The organism is Gramella sp. Hel_I_59 (assembly GCF_006714895.1).
In the GTDB taxonomy this organism is placed as follows: Bacteria; Bacteroidota; Bacteroidia; order Flavobacteriales; family Flavobacteriaceae; genus Christiangramia.
Genome location: NZ_VFME01000001.1, coordinates 497,612 through 513,608, shown reverse-complemented (window position 1 = coordinate 513,608; position 15,997 = coordinate 497,612). Strand labels below are relative to the sequence as shown.

Genomic DNA, 15,997 nt, shown 5'->3' with positions numbered 1-15,997 from the left:
GTGAAAATTAAAAAAGTCCGATGAAATAATCACCGGACTTTTAATTTTTATAAGACTTCTGCTTAGAAAGGCAGATCGTCGTAATCCTCTTCGTTCAGATCACTTGCTGGTTCGAACTGGTCTGGTGGCGGTACGCTACCTCCAGAAGGCTGTTGCGCGGCAAGGTTCTCAATTCTCCAACCCTGTACAGAATTGAAGTATTTAGTTTCCCCTTGTGGGCTCACCCATTCTCTACCTCTAAGATTGATGCCAACTTTTACTGGCTGACCTACTTTAAAAGCATCCAGAAGACTGCATTTATCCTGAACGAATTCGATCATGATATGCTGAGGATATTGCTCCTCTGTTGTCACTACCATTTCTCTCTTCTGAAACCCATTGTTTCCGAAGGTCTTTGTATCTCCTACTAATTTGATTTTTCCCTGTACTTCCATTTTATCTCTATTTTGCTAATAATATTTTCCAGGCTTTCATTGGCTCATCCTTTTCAAGATAGCGCTGTGCCTGTTTATGAATTTTTTCCTGATCCTTGCTTTCGACTAATATAGCTACTTCAGCTTCCTGCTTTTTAAAATCCTGAATTTCGGCTTCATCTGGCAAGGATTCTACATTTCCAAGTTTCCCAAGATCATTACCAGTTAGAACTTTACTGTTTCTGATCTCTTCTGGCATTGCATCTACCCCAATTCCCAAAGTGGAAAGCGGCTTAGGAACTTCGAACATTCCCGTTCTGGCTCTCGAATACCAATTACCTCCCATACGGGCTACCTGGTCTATTTTATATTGATCAATATAACCGTTTTCATCCAGAACTTCTTCCTTCACATGTATCTTAACCACGTGACAGATCACGAGATTTCCCGCTCCACCTTCTGTTCCGGTTTCAATGATATCAACGATCTTGCATTCCATTTGAACCGGAGATTCTGCCACACGAAATGGCTTCACCAGATCAGATTTCAGCATTGTAAGCCCGGCTTTCTCGAACTCATTTACACCTTCCCCATACTCAGTACTGGAAAGTGACATTTGCTGAACAATGTCGTAATTTACAACATTGATCACCACCTCATCTACTTTTTTTGCATTCTCAAAAGTATGCTTGGTCGTATTATCCCGTCCTCTTCTTGCGGGAGAGAAAATAAGAACCGGAGGATTTGCGCCGAAAACATTGAAAAAACTAAAAGGAGATAAATTTGGTTTCCCCTCCTCGTCAATAGTGCTCGCAAAAGCAATAGGTCTTGGTCCAATAGACCCAAGTAAATACTGATGTAATTTACCCGTTCCTATATCTTTTGGCTCTATACTGAACATATACTTTATTTTCGCCAAAGATAAAGAAATGTAGAGGGAATGAAAAGCCAAAGCATTACAATAAAAATCATTTTAAAACGCTTATATTTATTCTATAAAGCCGTAGTAATACATGAATCTACCCGACGAACGCAGCTTTAATCGCTGGTTTATCATTCTTTCCTGTCTTGTGGTTACCGCGTTGGTCCTTTGGAACACCAGTATCTTTTTTCAACGGCTTAAGGAAGACGAAAGAGCTAAAATGAATATATGGGCCCAGGCTCAGGAAGAACTTAGTGCAGCTCCTGAAGATGCTGATCTTAGCCTGATCCTTGAGATCCTGAATAACAATACCACGATCCCCATCATACACACCAATGAAGATGGAGCGATCGCCTACACTACGAATATTGACCCTGTGATCCTCGAAGATCGCGAAAAACTAGAAGGGTATCTAATTGAGCTGAAAGAGGAAAATGAACCAATCGCCGTAGATCTTGGAGAAGGGCAGGTCCAGAATTTATACTACGGAAATTCACCCGCACTTAATAAACTCAAATACTACCCTATTGGTCTTACGCTTATAGGCTTTCTATTTATTGGGGTCGTTTACTTCTTTTATACCACTACAAAGAATAGTGAACAGAACAAGTTGTGGGCGGGTATGGCCAAAGAAACTGCCCATCAAATCGGGACTCCATTGAGCTCATTAATCGGCTGGACTGAAATTTTGAAATCTGAAGATGTGGATCCTTCTTATATAAAGGAGATGGAAAAGGATATCGACCGCTTACAAACCATTACTGAAAGATTTTCGAAAATTGGATCGGCACCAAATCTGAAGGAGATAAATATTGTAGAAGCTACCCGGGAAAGCTTTGACTATTTAAAATTAAGAAGTTCCAATCTTATTGATTTCAGCATTCAGACTCCAAGGCAACCAATCTGGGTTATGCTTAATGAACAACTCTATAGCTGGACCATAGAAAACCTGGTTAAGAATGCAATAGATGCCATGCGTGGAAAAGGAGAGCTTTTGATCGAGATCAAGCAGGATATGAAGCAGGCACATATCTACATTACAGATACTGGAAAAGGCATCGACAAGAACAAATTTAAAGTGATCTTCGAGCCTGGACAAACCACCAAAAAACGTGGTTGGGGACTAGGTCTTTCCTTAGCCAGAAGAATCATAGAAGAGTATCACCAGGGTAAGATCAAGGTTGCTAGAAGTGAGATTGGAAAAGGCACCACTTTCCAGATAAGTCTAAAAAAGATCTAATACTGGCTTATCTTTTCCCTTAACCAATCTGGAACCGGGAAAATGCTGTTCTTATCAAAATCATAGCAGACTACAGTGTCCAGTCCTTCAGCACAGATCTGATCCTCATTGTTCAATATGAAGTGTCTTAAGGTGAAGCTGCTATTCCCTACCTTGTCTAGTTTGGTTAAAATTCGTGCAATTCCCGGATAGTGTAAAGGCCGCTTGAAATCACAATTCGTAGACACCAGCATGGTTCCCTTATTTGTTTTCTGATAGAACTCGTGGATACCGGTTGCTTCCCAGAAATTGACTCTACCACTTTGCAGAAAGCGCATGAACGTGATATTATTCACATGCTGATACATATCCAGATCGCTCCAGTCTATCCTGAGTTCCAGGCTCAGTTTATAATCTGCGATTTCTTTCACAGCTCTACGTTCGCATGAATTTTTTCTGCAAGTTCCTGAAATTCCTCTTCAGTCATTTTCACTTTGTTGGAGAAGTTCATTTCATCCATAGTATTTAAAGGTATAAGATGTACATGAGTATGTGGCACTTCAAGTCCAATAACGGCCATTCCCACTCTTTTGCAGGGAACGGTCTTTTCCAATGCAATCGCAACACTTCTGGAGAAACGCATTAACTCCTGGTAAATCTCTTCCTCAAGATCCCAGATCTTATCCACTTCCTTCTTCGGAATGCAGAGCGTGTGCCCTTTTCCATTTGGATTCACATCGAGGAATGCAAGAAACTGACTATTCTCTGCCACTTTATAAGCTGGCACTTCTCCTCTAACGATTTTTGTAAATAAGGTTGACATAATATAGTATGGTTGGTTTGCCTTAAAATTAAAAAATCCTTTTCTCAAATCTTAAAAATAAGATGAAAGAAAAGGATCATATTTTAACTGTAATGAACTGTTACTCTCTCCAGATCTCGATCACATCAAAGGTAACTGTACCGTTTGGCACCTGAATTTCAGCAGTATCACCTACTTTTTTACCAAGTAAACCTTTACCAATTGGAGAATCTACAGAGATCTTTCCAGATTTTAGATCGGCCTCACTTTGTGCAACCAACTTATAAGTCATCTCTGCTCCGTTGGTCTGGTTTTTAATTTTTACGTGCGAGTGCACCAGCACTTTGGAAGTATCCAACTGAGATTCATCGATCACTCGTGCGTTTGCCATAACTTCTTCCAGTTTGGAAATTTTCAATTCCAGTAATCCCTGGGCTTCCTTGGCAGCATCATATTCTGCATTTTCACTAAGGTCTCCCTTATCTCTCGCTTCACCAATAGCATTTGATGCTTTTGGTCTCTCAACATCTTTCAACTGGTTGAGCTCATCTCTAAGTTTTTTCAACCCTTCAGGGGTGTAATAAGATACTTTACTCATAACTTTATCGTTTTAAAATTCCGCGGAAATAACCCAGGGTTAGATTGCGGAATTAATAGCTTAATGATCTGGTAATTTTTATGGTTCCACGACGTGGAAAAGCCCGGATCTACAAATTTTTAGTGCTCCGGGTTCAAACTATTGCATTATTAATTAAAAAAATCCCATGAATTACGGGATTTCTTTGAACAAATGTAAGAAATTTAATCTTTTGGAGCAATTATATTATTTTCGCCTCAATACAATTTATATGAAGAAACTACTGAGTCTATTGACTGTTTATGTACTACTTACAGCCTGTTCCGGGTCTGATGATTCTTTTAATAATAACCCAAATCTTGCCGATTTAAATTTCAGGTTTCAGGTGAATTTATCTTTACCTGAATACAACAATCTGCAGTTTCCAGGAAACGCTTACGCGACCTACAATTATGGAGTAAAAGGAGTGGTTATTTACAATATCAACAACGATCAATATGTAGCTTTTGAACTAAGTGATCCAAACCACCCACCAAGATCCTGTTCTGCAATGACCCTGAATGGAGTGATCGCAACCTGTAATTGTGATGATAATTCTTATAATGTGATCACAGGACAACTTTCAGAAGGAGAAGGTGAATACGGCATGAAACCATATAGAGTAGAGAAATCTGGCAATATGCTACAGGTTTTCAACTAAAAAAGCCTTCTCTTCAAACCCCTACAATTTGAAAAGAAGGCTGCAAAAAATGCATTAAAGTTAATTTAGAACTTCAATGTAAGTCCAAGTAAGAAATTTGTTGTTGCCTGTGGATAATATCCCGCTCCATCAAAAGTTTGCACTCCAGATGGATTAGTATCGCTGGAAATATCGTAGGTATAGTAATACCCGTTAGACACATATTCCTCTCCAAATATATTATTTACCAGTCCTGTAAGTACGATCTCACGGAACATCCAGGCCTTATCCCAGGTGTATTGAACATTAAAATCGTTCACAAAATAGCTGTCCAGTTTTGAATTTTCTGCTTCTACATTACTCATAAATTGCTCTCCAACATATTTAGAGAGAAATTTAAATTCGAGGCCTTTGACCGGTGAGTATTCCAGCATGTTCGCAGCGACGATCTCTGGGGAATATGAAATATCTGTATCTCCATAGGCTACCAGTTCTCCATCGAATGGAGAAACAAAGTCCACATTCTTATTTCGACTTAAGGAGATATTTGGTCTAATATTAAAGTTGTCTGTCACCCTAACTGTTGCATCTACCTCTAGTCCCAGTCGGTAGGAATTCCCACTATTCTGGCGAATAAACGCCCCAACATCATCAAGACCTCCGGTAAGCACCAGCTGGTTTTGATAATCCATATAATACAGGTTCGTGTTCAAAACGAAATTGGTGCTTTGATGTCTCCATCCAAGTTCAAAATCATTCAATTCTTCAGGTTCCGGATCTCCATTTTCGTAATCACCACGACTTGGCTCACGATGAGCACGTGCATAAGAAAGATAGAACTGGTCACCTTCGTTCAATTGATAGGTCAACCCAGCCTTCGGATTAAAGAAACTAAAGTTATCATCGTTTAAAAATCGAGTTTGGTCATCCAGAAGTCCATCGGTTTCATAGTTCACCGTTCTTAACTGAAGATCTAAATAACCTCCAAGTTTTTCGGTAATCGCGAAGTTTGCTTTTCCGTAGATATTGAAGTCGGTTTTATCTGCCTGGTTGAAATAGTATGGTTCGTAAGGGTCATTATTAAGAGCAAATCTGGTATAGATCACCTCGCCATAATGATCACCTTCATATTTGTTCCATCCACCACCAAGGGTAAGATCCCAGTTAGTAGTCTCATAGTTCACGCTAAAAACAGTTCCGTAGAAATGGTTATCCAGCCATTTGGTCCCTACAAGATCTGATGATGCAATTTCCTCGCCATTAGACATGAATAAGGGAAGTCCGAATTCCTGAAGGTCTGCATCTTCTTCATATTCTTCGTAATATCCACGACCATAGGTATAGTGAAGGGCAAGGTTTGTAGACCAGTTAGACCCAAAATCCTGGTTCCATAGTAACTGGTAATGATCCTGTTTATAATTATCTGTCTGCCCGTCATAGAATTTCGTGTTTCCATCATCATCGGTATAGATTCCTGCCGGATTAAATGTGCGGTCATTTTCAAGTGTTTCAGCATCGATACCATACCAGGCCTGGTATGTTCTTTCGCTACCACCAAAAGTAAGTGCTTTAATAAGTGTATTATCATCTACGAAAGATCCCTGTAGAAAGTATGATTTTAAATCACTACTTGCCCGGTCTATATAACCATCACTTCTAATTTTTGAAGCACGCCCTGTAAAACTGAAATAATCATTAATAAGACCAGTGCTAAATTTAACGGTATGCTTAAAAGTATTATAAGACCCTATACTGTTCGCGATCTCACCCTGAGCTTCTTCTTTGTAAGCATCTGTGAGGATGTTAAGACTCGCCCCAAAAGCACCAGCTCCATTGGTTGATGTTCCCACACCACGCTGTAGCTGTAGATTTTCTACGGAAGAAGCAAAATCTCCCAGATTCACCCAGAAAGTTCCCTGACTTTCAGAATCGTTATATGGCACGCCGTTAATGGTTACATTCACCCTGGTAGCATCACTACCACGAACACGAATTCCCGTGTAACCAACCCCGTTCCCGGCATCGGTTGTGGTAACCACATTGGGCATATAGCTCATAAGTACTGGGATATCCTGTCCAAGATTCCTGTCGGCAATTTCTTCGTTGCTTAAATTGCTATAGGTAATTGGAGATTCATCGGTCACCCTTACAGAGGATAGAAATACTTCATCCAGAGATTCCTGCGCTCCGGCAAGATCAATATTTAAAGTTGTGTCTCCGGTTAGATTTACAGTTCTACTTCTCTGATTTCCGAAGGAGAAGATAAGCGTATAATTTCCTTCTGAAAGTTGAAGCTCATAATAACCATTTTCGTTGGTTAAAGTTCCAGAGCCTGTGCTTTGTAGATAAACTGAAGCTCCATCGATAGCATTTCCATTTTCAGTGACGATACCACTAAGTTTGTAATCCTGTGCATAGGCCTGAAGAGAAATTGCCACCAGCGCCACAAAAGATAATAAATGTTTCATTCGCAAAATTTTCTACGAATAAAAGGGGCAATTATTCTTTCTTGATTTAGTAATAAAATAAAAAATCCTGAGATCACCAATATGGTAATAACAGGAGTACATACATCGCACTTTCATGCGTATCCCTTGGCAGCATTACCTGCCCAGGTTCATTGGGTATGATCTCAGCCCGTAAAGGCACCCCTTATGAGATTATGCCGCAAATGTAATATGCTTTTTTAGAAATGCAATACATTTGAAGAAAATTGGGAATAAAGATTTTTAAGCACACAGGAAATTTATGCTAAATACGAAACGCTCTTTAACAGTAAAGGTTGTTGCAGGATATGTGATTGTTTCCATTCTCGCCGGGCTTGCCGTCTGGTATATTTATAACCAGGTGCTCACCTATTCTGAAATTGCCCAGACGAATACTGAAAATACACAGCAGCTCATCCTGGTATCTGAAATTTCTACCAACCTGAATGAATCTGAAAATACAAGCCGGCGTTTGATACAAACCGGGAATGAGGAAGAGCTACAACTTTACAACTCTCAAATTGATAGTATAAAATTCAAGATCAACGAACTGGAGACAAGTTACACTCAACTTGATTTTGAAGACGAAGCAGATAGTATTTACCAACTTCTGGAACAAAAGACAGAAAACCTGAAGGAGCTGGTTGCTTTGCGAGATACCGACAGGAATACCAATTATTACCGGAAAGCTCTTGGGGAACTTCGGAATATTGACCAGTCTTTCAAGGATTATAATTACGAGAACAGATTCAGGAATTTAAAATCTTATCAAAAGGATGTGCTGGTAAAGTGGCTGGAATATTCAAGAGAAGATAATGCCGAAAACATTACTACTCAGCGTCTGGATTCGCTGGTCAAATCTGTAAAAAGAGTACTTACCGACCTTGAATTTGCCAACCGACAGTTTCAAAATGAAGTGGTTCAGAAGGAAAATGAGTTGCTCAATAATGATATGATCCTGAATCAGCAATTACAGGGTTTGCTATCTAATTTAGAGAAAAGCGAACGGAAAAATTCTTTGGAACGAGCAGAGACTTTTCAGAATATGCTGGACAAAACTTCCACGATCATCCTAATTGGGAGTTGTATCATTATCCTGATCATCCTTTATTTTATCATTAATATAATCGGGGATATTACCAGAAGTCAGCGATACAGAGTGCAACTGGAAGAAGCCAAGAATTTTGCAGAATCACTACTGGCCAGCAGGGAACAGTTCATGGCGGCGATCACTCATGATTTACGTAGTCCATTGACAACCGTCATGGGATATACAGATCTTATACAGAAAACAGATCTTGATGAAAAGCAGGCTTATTATTTAAAGCAGATCAAAAAATCTTCAGAATTTATCCTGAGACTGGTCAATGATTTGCTGGATCTCTCCAAACTCGAAGCGGGAAAAATGTTAATTGAGAAACTAGCTTTCCACCCCGGCAAATTGATCGAGGATACTGTAAATAATATCATTCCTGCGGAAAGGACCAAAAATGTAAGTATTGAAACAGTTGTTGCTCCTGAAGCACAAATGCAGCTGGTTAGCGATCCTTTCAGAATCAAACAGATTTTGGCAAACCTGATCTCAAATGCCTGGAAATTTACTGAAGAAGGAAGCATTGTCATCTCTGCAAATCTTGTAAAACCGAAGAAAAACAAAGAAATTCTTGAATTAAGAGTCAAGGATTCCGGGATCGGAATCTCAAAAGAGAAACAGGATAGTATTTTCGAGGAATTCTCCCAGGAAGATAATAGCATTGAGAAGAAATTTGGCGGTACCGGTCTTGGGCTTGCCATCACGAAGAGACTGACGCATCTATTAGAAGGTGACATCAGGGTGGAAAGTGAACCCGGGATGGGAAGTGAATTTATCATTGAAATTCCTGTGGAAAAATATCAGCCTTCAGATAAGAAATCGAAGAAATCTTCAGAAAATAAAATCGAGAAGAATTATGCTGCATCAGGGCTAAAGGCGCTGGTTGTGGATGACGAACCTGGACAATTATCCCTTACCGTAGAACTGTCCAGATCTATGGGTTTTGAAATTGATACTGCGGCTAATGGTAAGATCGCGCTTGAAAAGATCAATGAGAAGGAATATGATCTTATTCTTACCGATATTCAAATGCCAGTTCTGGATGGTTTTGAACTTATTAAAACTATTCGCGGTACCGATGATATCATGCATTTGCCCGTTATCGCTTTATCGGGTCGTACAGATCTTGAGAAACAAGTCTATATGGATGCCGGTTTCGATGAAAAGTTACTTAAACCTTACAAATCCAGAACCTTAAAAGAAACTATCGCTGATGTGCTGGATCTGGAACATAAAGAACCTGTTTCCAGTAATGAACAAGGAAAATCTACAGCGTTACAAACAGAACTTTACGATCTTTCTGAGATCTATGAATTTGCTGGTAAAGACGATGCTGCCTTTAAAGAAATACTTCGGGCCTTTATTGAAGGAACCAAAGAAAGTATGGAACAGTTGAAATCGGCATGGGAGAGTCAGAACGAGGATGAATTGGGCAAAACTGCTCATAGAATGTTACCCATGCTTAGACAAATGCAGGCACATACCATCACGCCAGATCTACTAAAGCTTGAAGAAAGGAAAAATATAAATGAAACTGAGTTCGTAAGTCTTCAGGAAAAGCTTGAACAGCTAGTAAGAGAGATCGAAGCGAAAATTATAGCTTGATCCCGTACTGCTTCAGCTTATTATAAAGTGTCTTTCTATCTATAGAAAGCATTCTGGCGGCTTTACTTTTATTACCGTCGGTTTTCTCAAGAGCGTCAAGAATTAGTTGTTCCTCATTCTTATTTTTGAACAAGCCGTAATCATTTTCAGTAGAACGACTGGAAGTTGCGATCTCATGAGGTAAAACTTTTAAAGGAATTAGATCTTCCTGAGTTAGCAATACGGCTCTTTTTACCATGTTCCGAAGTTCACGAAGGTTACCAGGCCAGTTATAGTTCTTAAAAGCATCTATTGCTTTATCTGTAAAGCCAAGCACATTTTTCTCCAGGTCCTTGTTCGCCTCCTCAAGAAAATGGTTCGCAAACAGCATCAAATCTTCTTTACGCTCGCGAAGTGCCGGGATCTTTATAGAAAACTCATTAAGTCTATGGTAAAGATCTTCACGGAAATCACCTTCTTTTACTGCGTTCGATAAATCTTCATTGGTTGCAGTTACCACACGAATATCTACTTCTATCTCATTATTACTACCAACAGGCTTCACACGTCTTTCCTGAAGCGCACGTAATAACTGTACCTGAAGTTCATAACTAAGATTTCCAATTTCATCAAGAAACAATGTTCCGCCATTAGCGGCTTCAAAGTGACCGGTTTTATCGTTTATCGCACCAGTAAAGGAACCTTTGATATGACCAAAGAACTCACTGGAAGCTATCTCCTTCGGGATCGCTCCACAATCTACGGCGATAAATGGTGCATCACGTCTTTTACTTTCCAGGTGAATACTCTTTGCCACCTGCTCTTTTCCCGTACCACTTTCACCGGTGATCAAAACCGACATATTTGTTGGGGATACCAGTTCCACATAATCGGCAAGTCTTCGGGAAGGTTCACTAACGCCCTCTACAAGATCAAGTCTTTGTGTTGTTGAACTGGATTTGCTGGCTTTTTTTGCGGGTTTCGCGGCAACTTCTTTTGGTGCTACCACCTTAGTACGCAAGGCATTTTCTATCGTTTGTAATATAGATTCAGGTCGAAATGGCTTGGATACATAATCGAATGCACCTTCTTTCATTGCATTTACAGCCATACTGATTTCAGCATAACTCGTCATTACGATCACTTGAGTAGCAATGTCCTTAGCTTTAACTCTTTTCAGGATCTCAAGGCCATCATGATCTGGTAGACGAACATCTGTAAGCACAAGTTCAAAGTTGCTTTTTTCAATCTTATTGAATGCTTCAGCTGCAGAAAATACCAGCTCGACTTTATACTCCCTTTTCTCTAAAAAGGTTTTGAGCATAGTACCGAAGGCAACATCGTCTTCAACGACCAGAACTTTAGACATAGAATAGCTTTAGTGAGCTGCAAAGGTAAGAATCTTTAACTCATATGGTTTTAAAAGAAAGCATAAAAAAAGAGGCTTCGAAAAAGCCTCCTTAGGTAGCCTGCAAAATTTAAATTTTGCAAGTAACTGGTTTCCATTTGATCAGATCTGCGTCATGAACTTTAAAATTTATAGAAATGGATCTGGTGTTAGTTGTTATGGTTGTTGCAGCTGGGCTGCTACCATTTCTATAAATTTCAAGTTTTCAAACTTCATATAAGATCCAATATGCCTTGAGTTGGGTTCTCATTGATCAGACAAGTTCTATTTTTCAGTTTCATCTTCTTTAAGCCAGTTTCCATCAGAATCTATAAAAACTTGCTCTTGCTCACCTTTTACATCCAGGTTCAGTTTGTAAACCTTAGTTTCATCCTCTTTGGTCATTACCCATGCTTCACTAGCTACTGCACCATTATAGTCGGTCAATACAGCATCTTTGATATTCTGTGGTAATGAGATCACATCGATAGATTCAAATTCCGTAGTTTCCTGTTCCATTTCCACTTCGGTCTCCACTTCTATCTCCTCATCCTGTGCGTGTAGATTTCCTGTAGTAAAAAATAAAGCTGCAATGGTTGCTGTACTTAAAATAAACTTTTTCATAATGATTGTTTTGTGGTTATGTAAAGAATAGAGTCAAAATCATACCAAATTGAATCAATTCTACGGAAGCGCCTGATAACTAACAGATTTGATGATTTACTTAAATTTATTTCACACTTATTTATGTAGATATTCTGTGATCTTTAGGAAATGAGTGTAGAAAATCAGAGTCATTTTTTTAGAAGTATTTAAATACAGAAAGGGCTCCCGAGGGAGCCCTTTCAATCCGAAAATCTAAATTATAAAACAAAATAAATTAAGTGTAACTCATTTTGTTCCCAATACTAACCTATTTACTTAATAGTAATAATTATACCAAAACTTAAAAACTCCATTCAACTCCCTTAAAACTCTTTATATCAGTGACGTAAAAGATTAATAGACAAAAATAAGTCAAATGCCAATTCAGGAATTTACGTGGAATCTACAGAATAACTGAGGATTTAATACCCACATTTACTTTAATGGATCTTTTCTATTTGCCTTGATCTCTGATCTTTTCTTTTTTGAATGCAATCTTTTTAGCTTCGAAGCCCGGGAAGGTTTTGTCTTCTTTCGAGGTTTCTGTCTTTTTAGTGCAGATTTTATTAGTTCCATAAAATTATGAACTACGATCTCACGATTCGTATGCTGACTCCGGGAATCTTCACTCGACATTTTTAGGAATCCTTCGCGATTGATCCTGTTTGCAAGCTTCCTTTGGATTCTCCCTTTTTCGGCTTCTGAAAGTCCGTTAGAATTCTCAACATGAAAACTAAGTTCCACTTTTGTAGACGTCTTATTAGCATGTTGTCCACCGGGACCAGAACTTCTTACCGCCTTAAACTCAAGTTCGGCTTCAATTTGATGTTGATCCATTAAGCCGGTTGATGAGAATCCTTCAGCAGGTCTGAAACGGTTTTTACTGGATTAAAGGTTTCCACAGGAACTTCTACAAAGATCGTATTCCAGCGTGCCATTCCACCATTCCATAAACCAGGTCTCTCTAAAGCCTTCAGCTCTTTACCGTCCTTTGTTTTGTCTGCAATAAAACTCATGTCTTCATCTACATACTCATTAAGATCATAAGCCTCTCCTTTATGGTCTTTAAGTCCGCAAACAATATCCACCGGATTAAAATGTGTAGCTTCACGCGCTGTTTTAGCCTGTTCCGGATTATCGTTATCGATCTGTGCTCCTTCAATTATTTGAAGGGAAGTATTCCCGTCACTATCTTTGACAAGAAACGGACCTCCACCTGGTTCACCTTCATTCTTTACCATCCCGCAAACACGCAATGGTCTACGAAGTTTGTGCTTCAGGTTTTCCACGAACATATCGCCGTCACTACCAGATTTTACGAATAATTCATCATTCAGAAACATCTGTATCTCATCCAGTTTTTCATGCGATACATTTCCTTTGTCCAGAGTTTCAAGGTACTCATATACTTTAGTCTGAACCTTCAGCAGTTTTCCTCCCAGTAATTTCTTATGATCGGCCACCTGCTGAACTTTATCTTCAGTAACCACATTATCGATATTCTTTACAAATACGATATCTGCATCTAACTGATTCATATTTTCGATAAGCGCACCATGACCTCCAGGTCTAAAGAATAAGGTGTCTTCCTTAGTTCTAAATGGCTCAAATTCGCCAGTGACCGCAATGGTATCTGTCTTTGGATCCTGGTAAGAATAGTGGATCTCAAATTTAACCCCTGTAGCTTTCTCTACACGTTCTCCAACATCCTTCCACTCAGCCTCAAACTTCTCGCGATCTCCTTCAGCTACCGTGAAATGAAGTCTGGCAACTCCATCTACAGCAATGTACTTCGCGGCTTCGAATAAATGTTCTTCAAAAGCTGTGGAAATATGAGTGTCGTATTTATGAAATGGCACCAGGCCTTTTGGGAGATTACTGAGATAGAGACCATCTGAATCCAGGATTGTATGTACCAGAATGGAATGCTGATGATCGTGGGAAAGATCCTCATAGTCTGGATGGCTCTTTTTCGCCTTATTCACCGCATGTTTATAGAAAGGTAATTTATCAACATGATTGAAGAATCTTTGAAGATCTGCATCACCTTTTTTATCAAGATATTCTCTTAGCTCATCATTTTCCGGATCAAATTCTTCGGAAAAGTTATGCAAAGCCTTGAACATTCTGGAAGCTGCACCAGATGCTGGTACGAACTTAAGAATGCTGTATTTAGATTTTTCTGAATTGTAGAACTCTATTAATTCATGTTTTTCAGCAGCTTCGATCCTGCTAATTCCTTTTCCTACCGTAGCAGCTTCGGTAATATTCACTTTCAGGTTACCACGTTTAAAAATGGCAATCTGGTCTTCTACTTCATCTTTACTTATTCCTTTTTCCTTAATCTGAAGGTTATCTTTTTCGCTAAAATTCACTGGTTATGAGTTTTTAATAGTTGGTCAATTTTTTTAACTGCGGAATTTAATCGGGTTTGCCGATCACCTTTCAGAATCATATAAGGTTTTTGATATTCATCGAGCGTTTGCTGAAATCTCTGAAACATTCCCTCACGGTCGTGAGGTTTATCCCTTAGATCATCTGGCGTCCACGGAACATCAATATACGTTAAAAAGTAGAGAGCGTATTCGTTGTTTAACGCATGTTTAAGAAGTTGCGGATCTACGAAATTATCATAGTAAGCTTCAGAATATACCTTTATCTCCAGCAGATCGGTATCACATATTAAAAGCCTGTCTGCCTGTCTTGACTTCTCATTTTCCAATTGCATCTGTCCACGGGCGATAGGTAAGATATCCTGGGGCTCGCAAATTCTATGTTCGCGATCCCATACCTTCTGAAGATATTTCCGCATAAATTCTGGCACCAGCGGTTCAGAATAGTATTTAGACAGATCTTCTGAAAGCGTAGTTTTCCCTGTAGATTCCGGGCCAAACAAGACTATTTTCAGGCAGGACGAAGGTCGTTGCGCAAGTTTTTCTTCCATGCTAGATAACCGTAAATGGCAATTATGGTAAATAAAAGATATTGTAAGCTGGTTAAAGTTAGGCCTTTATAAAAATACAGTGGCACAGAAATAATATCTCCAATGATCCAGTAAATCCAGTTTTCGATTTTCTTTCTCGCCATAAGCCACATTCCCACGAAGAATATCGCGGTTGTGATCGTATCTACGTAAGCCGTCCAGTTATTCCATTTATCGAACCATTCATAGATCCCGAAAACAAAGAGCAGTGTTCCTGTGAATATTACTACCGAAAGTATTTTTTCCTTCCTGGTGGTAGAAGTGATTGGCGTAAAGTGATCATCATCTACTTTCCTCGTCCATACATACCAGCCATAAATGCTCATGGAAAAGTAATAGGCGTTGATCATCATATCCCCAAGCAATTCCCATTGCCACAGCAGGTAAACGAAGATCATCGTGCTTACGATACCGGTTGGATAAACAAGGATATTATTTTGCTTGGAATACCAGACAGATAGAAAACCAAAGATCACAGCGATGATCTCCAGAATTATAAAAAGCGTAGGATATTCTGAATACTGACTAAACAGGTAATCAAAAATCGGCTGCATACTCGGAGCGATCAGATTTTACAATTTTCACGTACATGAGTCCGCGGTCGATCGCTTCAAAGGCATTCTTGATCTCTTTGTTGAGCAGACCCATAACCTCATCATAATCACCATATACCTGAGTACTTAGAGGATTTTCTTTTACGGTGAGTCCGGATTCACGCATTTTTTTGATAAAATTGATGATCGCCGGTTCGTAATCATCCTGAATTGGGGTTAGCGTAAGTTCTACTGAAATGTTCATAATAGCGGTTTGTATCCCAAAGTTAGCTATTATCTGAAGTTTACTGAATGGTCGGGAGCTTAAATTTGATCGACGCAGGACTTTTCTCAATCCGGCTGTACAATAATCATATTCAAAAAATGGTGCTATTAGTTGTTGCACTGAGCCTGTCGAAGTGCGACCTTCAGAATAAAGGATAAATCAAACCCGGTACAATAATATTAAGTCAAATGATAGGGAAATCTGAAGCCAGTTGTTTCACTGAGCCTGTCGAAGTGCGGCCTTCAGAATAAATGATAAATCAAACCCGGTACATTAATACAAACTTAGATACTAGTAAATCTGAAACAACTTGTTGCACTGAGCTTGTCGAAGTGCGCTTCAGAAGAAATAAAATACTGAAACAATCAATATTTTCCGAAGTTTCATT

General features: G+C 39.2%; 16 protein-coding genes and 1 riboswitch. Of the genes, 3 read left to right on the top strand and 13 right to left on the bottom strand.

Annotation, left to right across the window (positions count from 1 at the left end):
* Positions 1 to 62 precede the first annotated feature (62 nt).
* Both JM79_RS02375 and JM79_RS02370 read right to left on the bottom strand, forming a co-directional pair.
* Positions 63 to 434, bottom strand: coding sequence for a DUF3127 domain-containing protein (locus JM79_RS02375; protein ID WP_141876635.1), 372 nt, complete (start codon positions 432 to 434; stop codon positions 63 to 65).
* Positions 435 to 441: 7 nt separating this feature from the next.
* Positions 442 to 1,314: a flavin reductase family protein gene (locus tag JM79_RS02370; RefSeq protein ID WP_141876634.1), complete on the bottom strand. Its 873-nt coding sequence runs from the start codon at positions 1,312 to 1,314 to the stop codon at positions 442 to 444.
* Between the two features lie 112 nt (positions 1,315 to 1,426).
* Here JM79_RS02370 and JM79_RS02365 point away from each other — a divergent pair, with 112 nt between their 5' ends.
* On the top strand, positions 1,427 to 2,575 hold the full coding sequence (locus JM79_RS02365) for a HAMP domain-containing sensor histidine kinase (protein ID WP_141876633.1): 1,149 nt from the start codon (positions 1,427 to 1,429) through the stop codon (positions 2,573 to 2,575).
* Here JM79_RS02365 and JM79_RS02360 read toward each other — a convergent pair.
* From JM79_RS02360 to greA, 3 genes are all read right to left on the bottom strand, one after another.
* Entirely contained in the window at positions 2,572 to 2,985 is a 414-nt protein-coding gene (locus tag JM79_RS02360; protein ID WP_141876632.1) for a thioesterase family protein, read from the bottom strand. The genes JM79_RS02365 and JM79_RS02360 overlap by 4 nt on opposite strands.
* Positions 2,982 to 3,377, bottom strand: a complete 396-nt coding sequence (locus tag JM79_RS02355; protein WP_141876631.1) for an HIT family protein — start codon at positions 3,375 to 3,377, stop codon at positions 2,982 to 2,984. Before JM79_RS02355 ends, JM79_RS02360 begins: the two co-directional genes overlap by 4 nt.
* A gap of 100 nt (positions 3,378 to 3,477) precedes the next feature.
* Entirely contained in the window at positions 3,478 to 3,954 is a 477-nt protein-coding gene (gene greA / locus JM79_RS02350) for a transcription elongation factor GreA (RefSeq protein ID WP_141876630.1), read from the bottom strand.
* 250 nt (positions 3,955 to 4,204) lie between these two features.
* On the opposite strand from greA, the gene JM79_RS02345 reads away from it, so the two are divergent.
* Complete coding sequence (locus tag JM79_RS02345; RefSeq protein WP_141876629.1) at positions 4,205 to 4,633, top strand: hypothetical protein; 429 nt, start codon at positions 4,205 to 4,207, stop codon at positions 4,631 to 4,633.
* Between the two features lie 65 nt (positions 4,634 to 4,698).
* On the opposite strand, the gene JM79_RS02340 is transcribed toward JM79_RS02345, so the two are convergent.
* A complete protein-coding gene (locus JM79_RS02340) occupies positions 4,699 to 7,080 on the bottom strand; it encodes a TonB-dependent receptor (protein WP_141876628.1) in 2,382 nt (793 codons plus the stop codon).
* 105 nt (positions 7,081 to 7,185) lie between these two features.
* A riboswitch (TPP riboswitch) is annotated at positions 7,186 to 7,275 on the bottom strand.
* Positions 7,276 to 7,360: 85 nt separating this feature from the next.
* On the opposite strand from JM79_RS02340, the gene JM79_RS02335 reads away from it, so the two are divergent.
* Positions 7,361 to 9,796, top strand: a complete 2,436-nt coding sequence (locus JM79_RS02335) for an ATP-binding protein (RefSeq protein ID WP_141876627.1) — start codon at positions 7,361 to 7,363, stop codon at positions 9,794 to 9,796.
* Here the strand turns inward: JM79_RS02335 and JM79_RS02330 are convergent.
* From JM79_RS02330 to JM79_RS02300, 7 genes are all read right to left on the bottom strand, one after another.
* Positions 9,786 to 11,144 carry a sigma-54 dependent transcriptional regulator gene (locus JM79_RS02330; RefSeq protein ID WP_141876626.1) on the bottom strand — a complete coding sequence of 453 codons (1,359 nt, stop codon included), beginning with the start codon at positions 11,142 to 11,144 and terminating at the stop codon, positions 9,786 to 9,788. The two genes, JM79_RS02335 and JM79_RS02330, sit on opposite strands and share 11 nt — an antisense overlap.
* Before the next feature lie 303 nt (positions 11,145 to 11,447).
* Positions 11,448 to 11,786 carry a hypothetical protein gene (locus tag JM79_RS02325; protein ID WP_141876625.1) on the bottom strand — a complete coding sequence of 113 codons (339 nt, stop codon included), beginning with the start codon at positions 11,784 to 11,786 and terminating at the stop codon, positions 11,448 to 11,450.
* A gap of 456 nt (positions 11,787 to 12,242) precedes the next feature.
* Positions 12,243 to 12,644 carry an alternative ribosome rescue aminoacyl-tRNA hydrolase ArfB gene (gene arfB / locus JM79_RS02320; RefSeq protein WP_141876624.1) on the bottom strand — a complete coding sequence of 134 codons (402 nt, stop codon included), beginning with the start codon at positions 12,642 to 12,644 and terminating at the stop codon, positions 12,243 to 12,245.
* Positions 12,644 to 14,182: a DUF4301 family protein gene (locus JM79_RS02315; RefSeq protein ID WP_141876623.1), complete on the bottom strand. Its 1,539-nt coding sequence runs from the start codon at positions 14,180 to 14,182 to the stop codon at positions 12,644 to 12,646. Before JM79_RS02315 ends, arfB begins: the two co-directional genes overlap by 1 nt.
* Positions 14,179 to 14,751 (bottom strand): ATP-binding protein, encoded by a 573-nt coding sequence (locus tag JM79_RS02310; protein WP_141876622.1) that lies wholly within the window; start codon positions 14,749 to 14,751, stop codon positions 14,179 to 14,181. Before JM79_RS02310 ends, JM79_RS02315 begins: the two co-directional genes overlap by 4 nt.
* Positions 14,712 to 15,344 carry a nicotinamide riboside transporter PnuC gene (pnuC, locus tag JM79_RS02305; protein ID WP_141876621.1) on the bottom strand — a complete coding sequence of 211 codons (633 nt, stop codon included), beginning with the start codon at positions 15,342 to 15,344 and terminating at the stop codon, positions 14,712 to 14,714. The genes JM79_RS02310 and pnuC overlap by 40 nt, the downstream gene beginning before the upstream one ends.
* Positions 15,328 to 15,588 carry a YkoF family thiamine/hydroxymethylpyrimidine-binding protein gene (locus tag JM79_RS02300; protein ID WP_141876620.1) on the bottom strand — a complete coding sequence of 87 codons (261 nt, stop codon included), beginning with the start codon at positions 15,586 to 15,588 and terminating at the stop codon, positions 15,328 to 15,330. The genes pnuC and JM79_RS02300 overlap by 17 nt, the downstream gene beginning before the upstream one ends.
* Positions 15,589 to 15,997 lie beyond the last annotated feature (409 nt).

Coding starts and splice junctions, on each gene's coding strand:
- JM79_RS02375 (WP_141876635.1), bottom strand. CDS start 434: ATGGAAGTACAGGGAAAAATCAAATTAGTAGGAGATACAAAGACCTTC.
- JM79_RS02370 (WP_141876634.1), bottom strand. CDS start 1,314: ATGTTCAGTATAGAGCCAAAAGATATAGGAACGGGTAAATTACATCAG.
- JM79_RS02365 (WP_141876633.1), top strand. CDS start 1,427: ATGAATCTACCCGACGAACGCAGCTTTAATCGCTGGTTTATCATTCTT.
- JM79_RS02355 (WP_141876631.1), bottom strand. CDS start 3,377: ATGTCAACCTTATTTACAAAAATCGTTAGAGGAGAAGTGCCAGCTTAT.
- greA (WP_141876630.1), bottom strand. CDS start 3,954: ATGAGTAAAGTATCTTATTACACCCCTGAAGGGTTGAAAAAACTTAGA.
- JM79_RS02345 (WP_141876629.1), top strand. CDS start 4,205: ATGAAGAAACTACTGAGTCTATTGACTGTTTATGTACTACTTACAGCC.
- JM79_RS02340 (WP_141876628.1), bottom strand. CDS start 7,080: ATGAAACATTTATTATCTTTTGTGGCGCTGGTGGCAATTTCTCTTCAG.
- JM79_RS02335 (WP_141876627.1), top strand. CDS start 7,361: ATGCTAAATACGAAACGCTCTTTAACAGTAAAGGTTGTTGCAGGATAT.
- JM79_RS02330 (WP_141876626.1), bottom strand. CDS start 11,144: ATGTCTAAAGTTCTGGTCGTTGAAGACGATGTTGCCTTCGGTACTATG.
- JM79_RS02325 (WP_141876625.1), bottom strand. CDS start 11,786: ATGAAAAAGTTTATTTTAAGTACAGCAACCATTGCAGCTTTATTTTTT.
- arfB (WP_141876624.1), bottom strand. CDS start 12,644: ATGGATCAACATCAAATTGAAGCCGAACTTGAGTTTAAGGCGGTAAGA.
- JM79_RS02310 (WP_141876622.1), bottom strand. CDS start 14,751: ATGGAAGAAAAACTTGCGCAACGACCTTCGTCCTGCCTGAAAATAGTC.
- pnuC (WP_141876621.1), bottom strand. CDS start 15,344: ATGCAGCCGATTTTTGATTACCTGTTTAGTCAGTATTCAGAATATCCT.
- JM79_RS02300 (WP_141876620.1), bottom strand. CDS start 15,588: ATGAACATTTCAGTAGAACTTACGCTAACCCCAATTCAGGATGATTAC.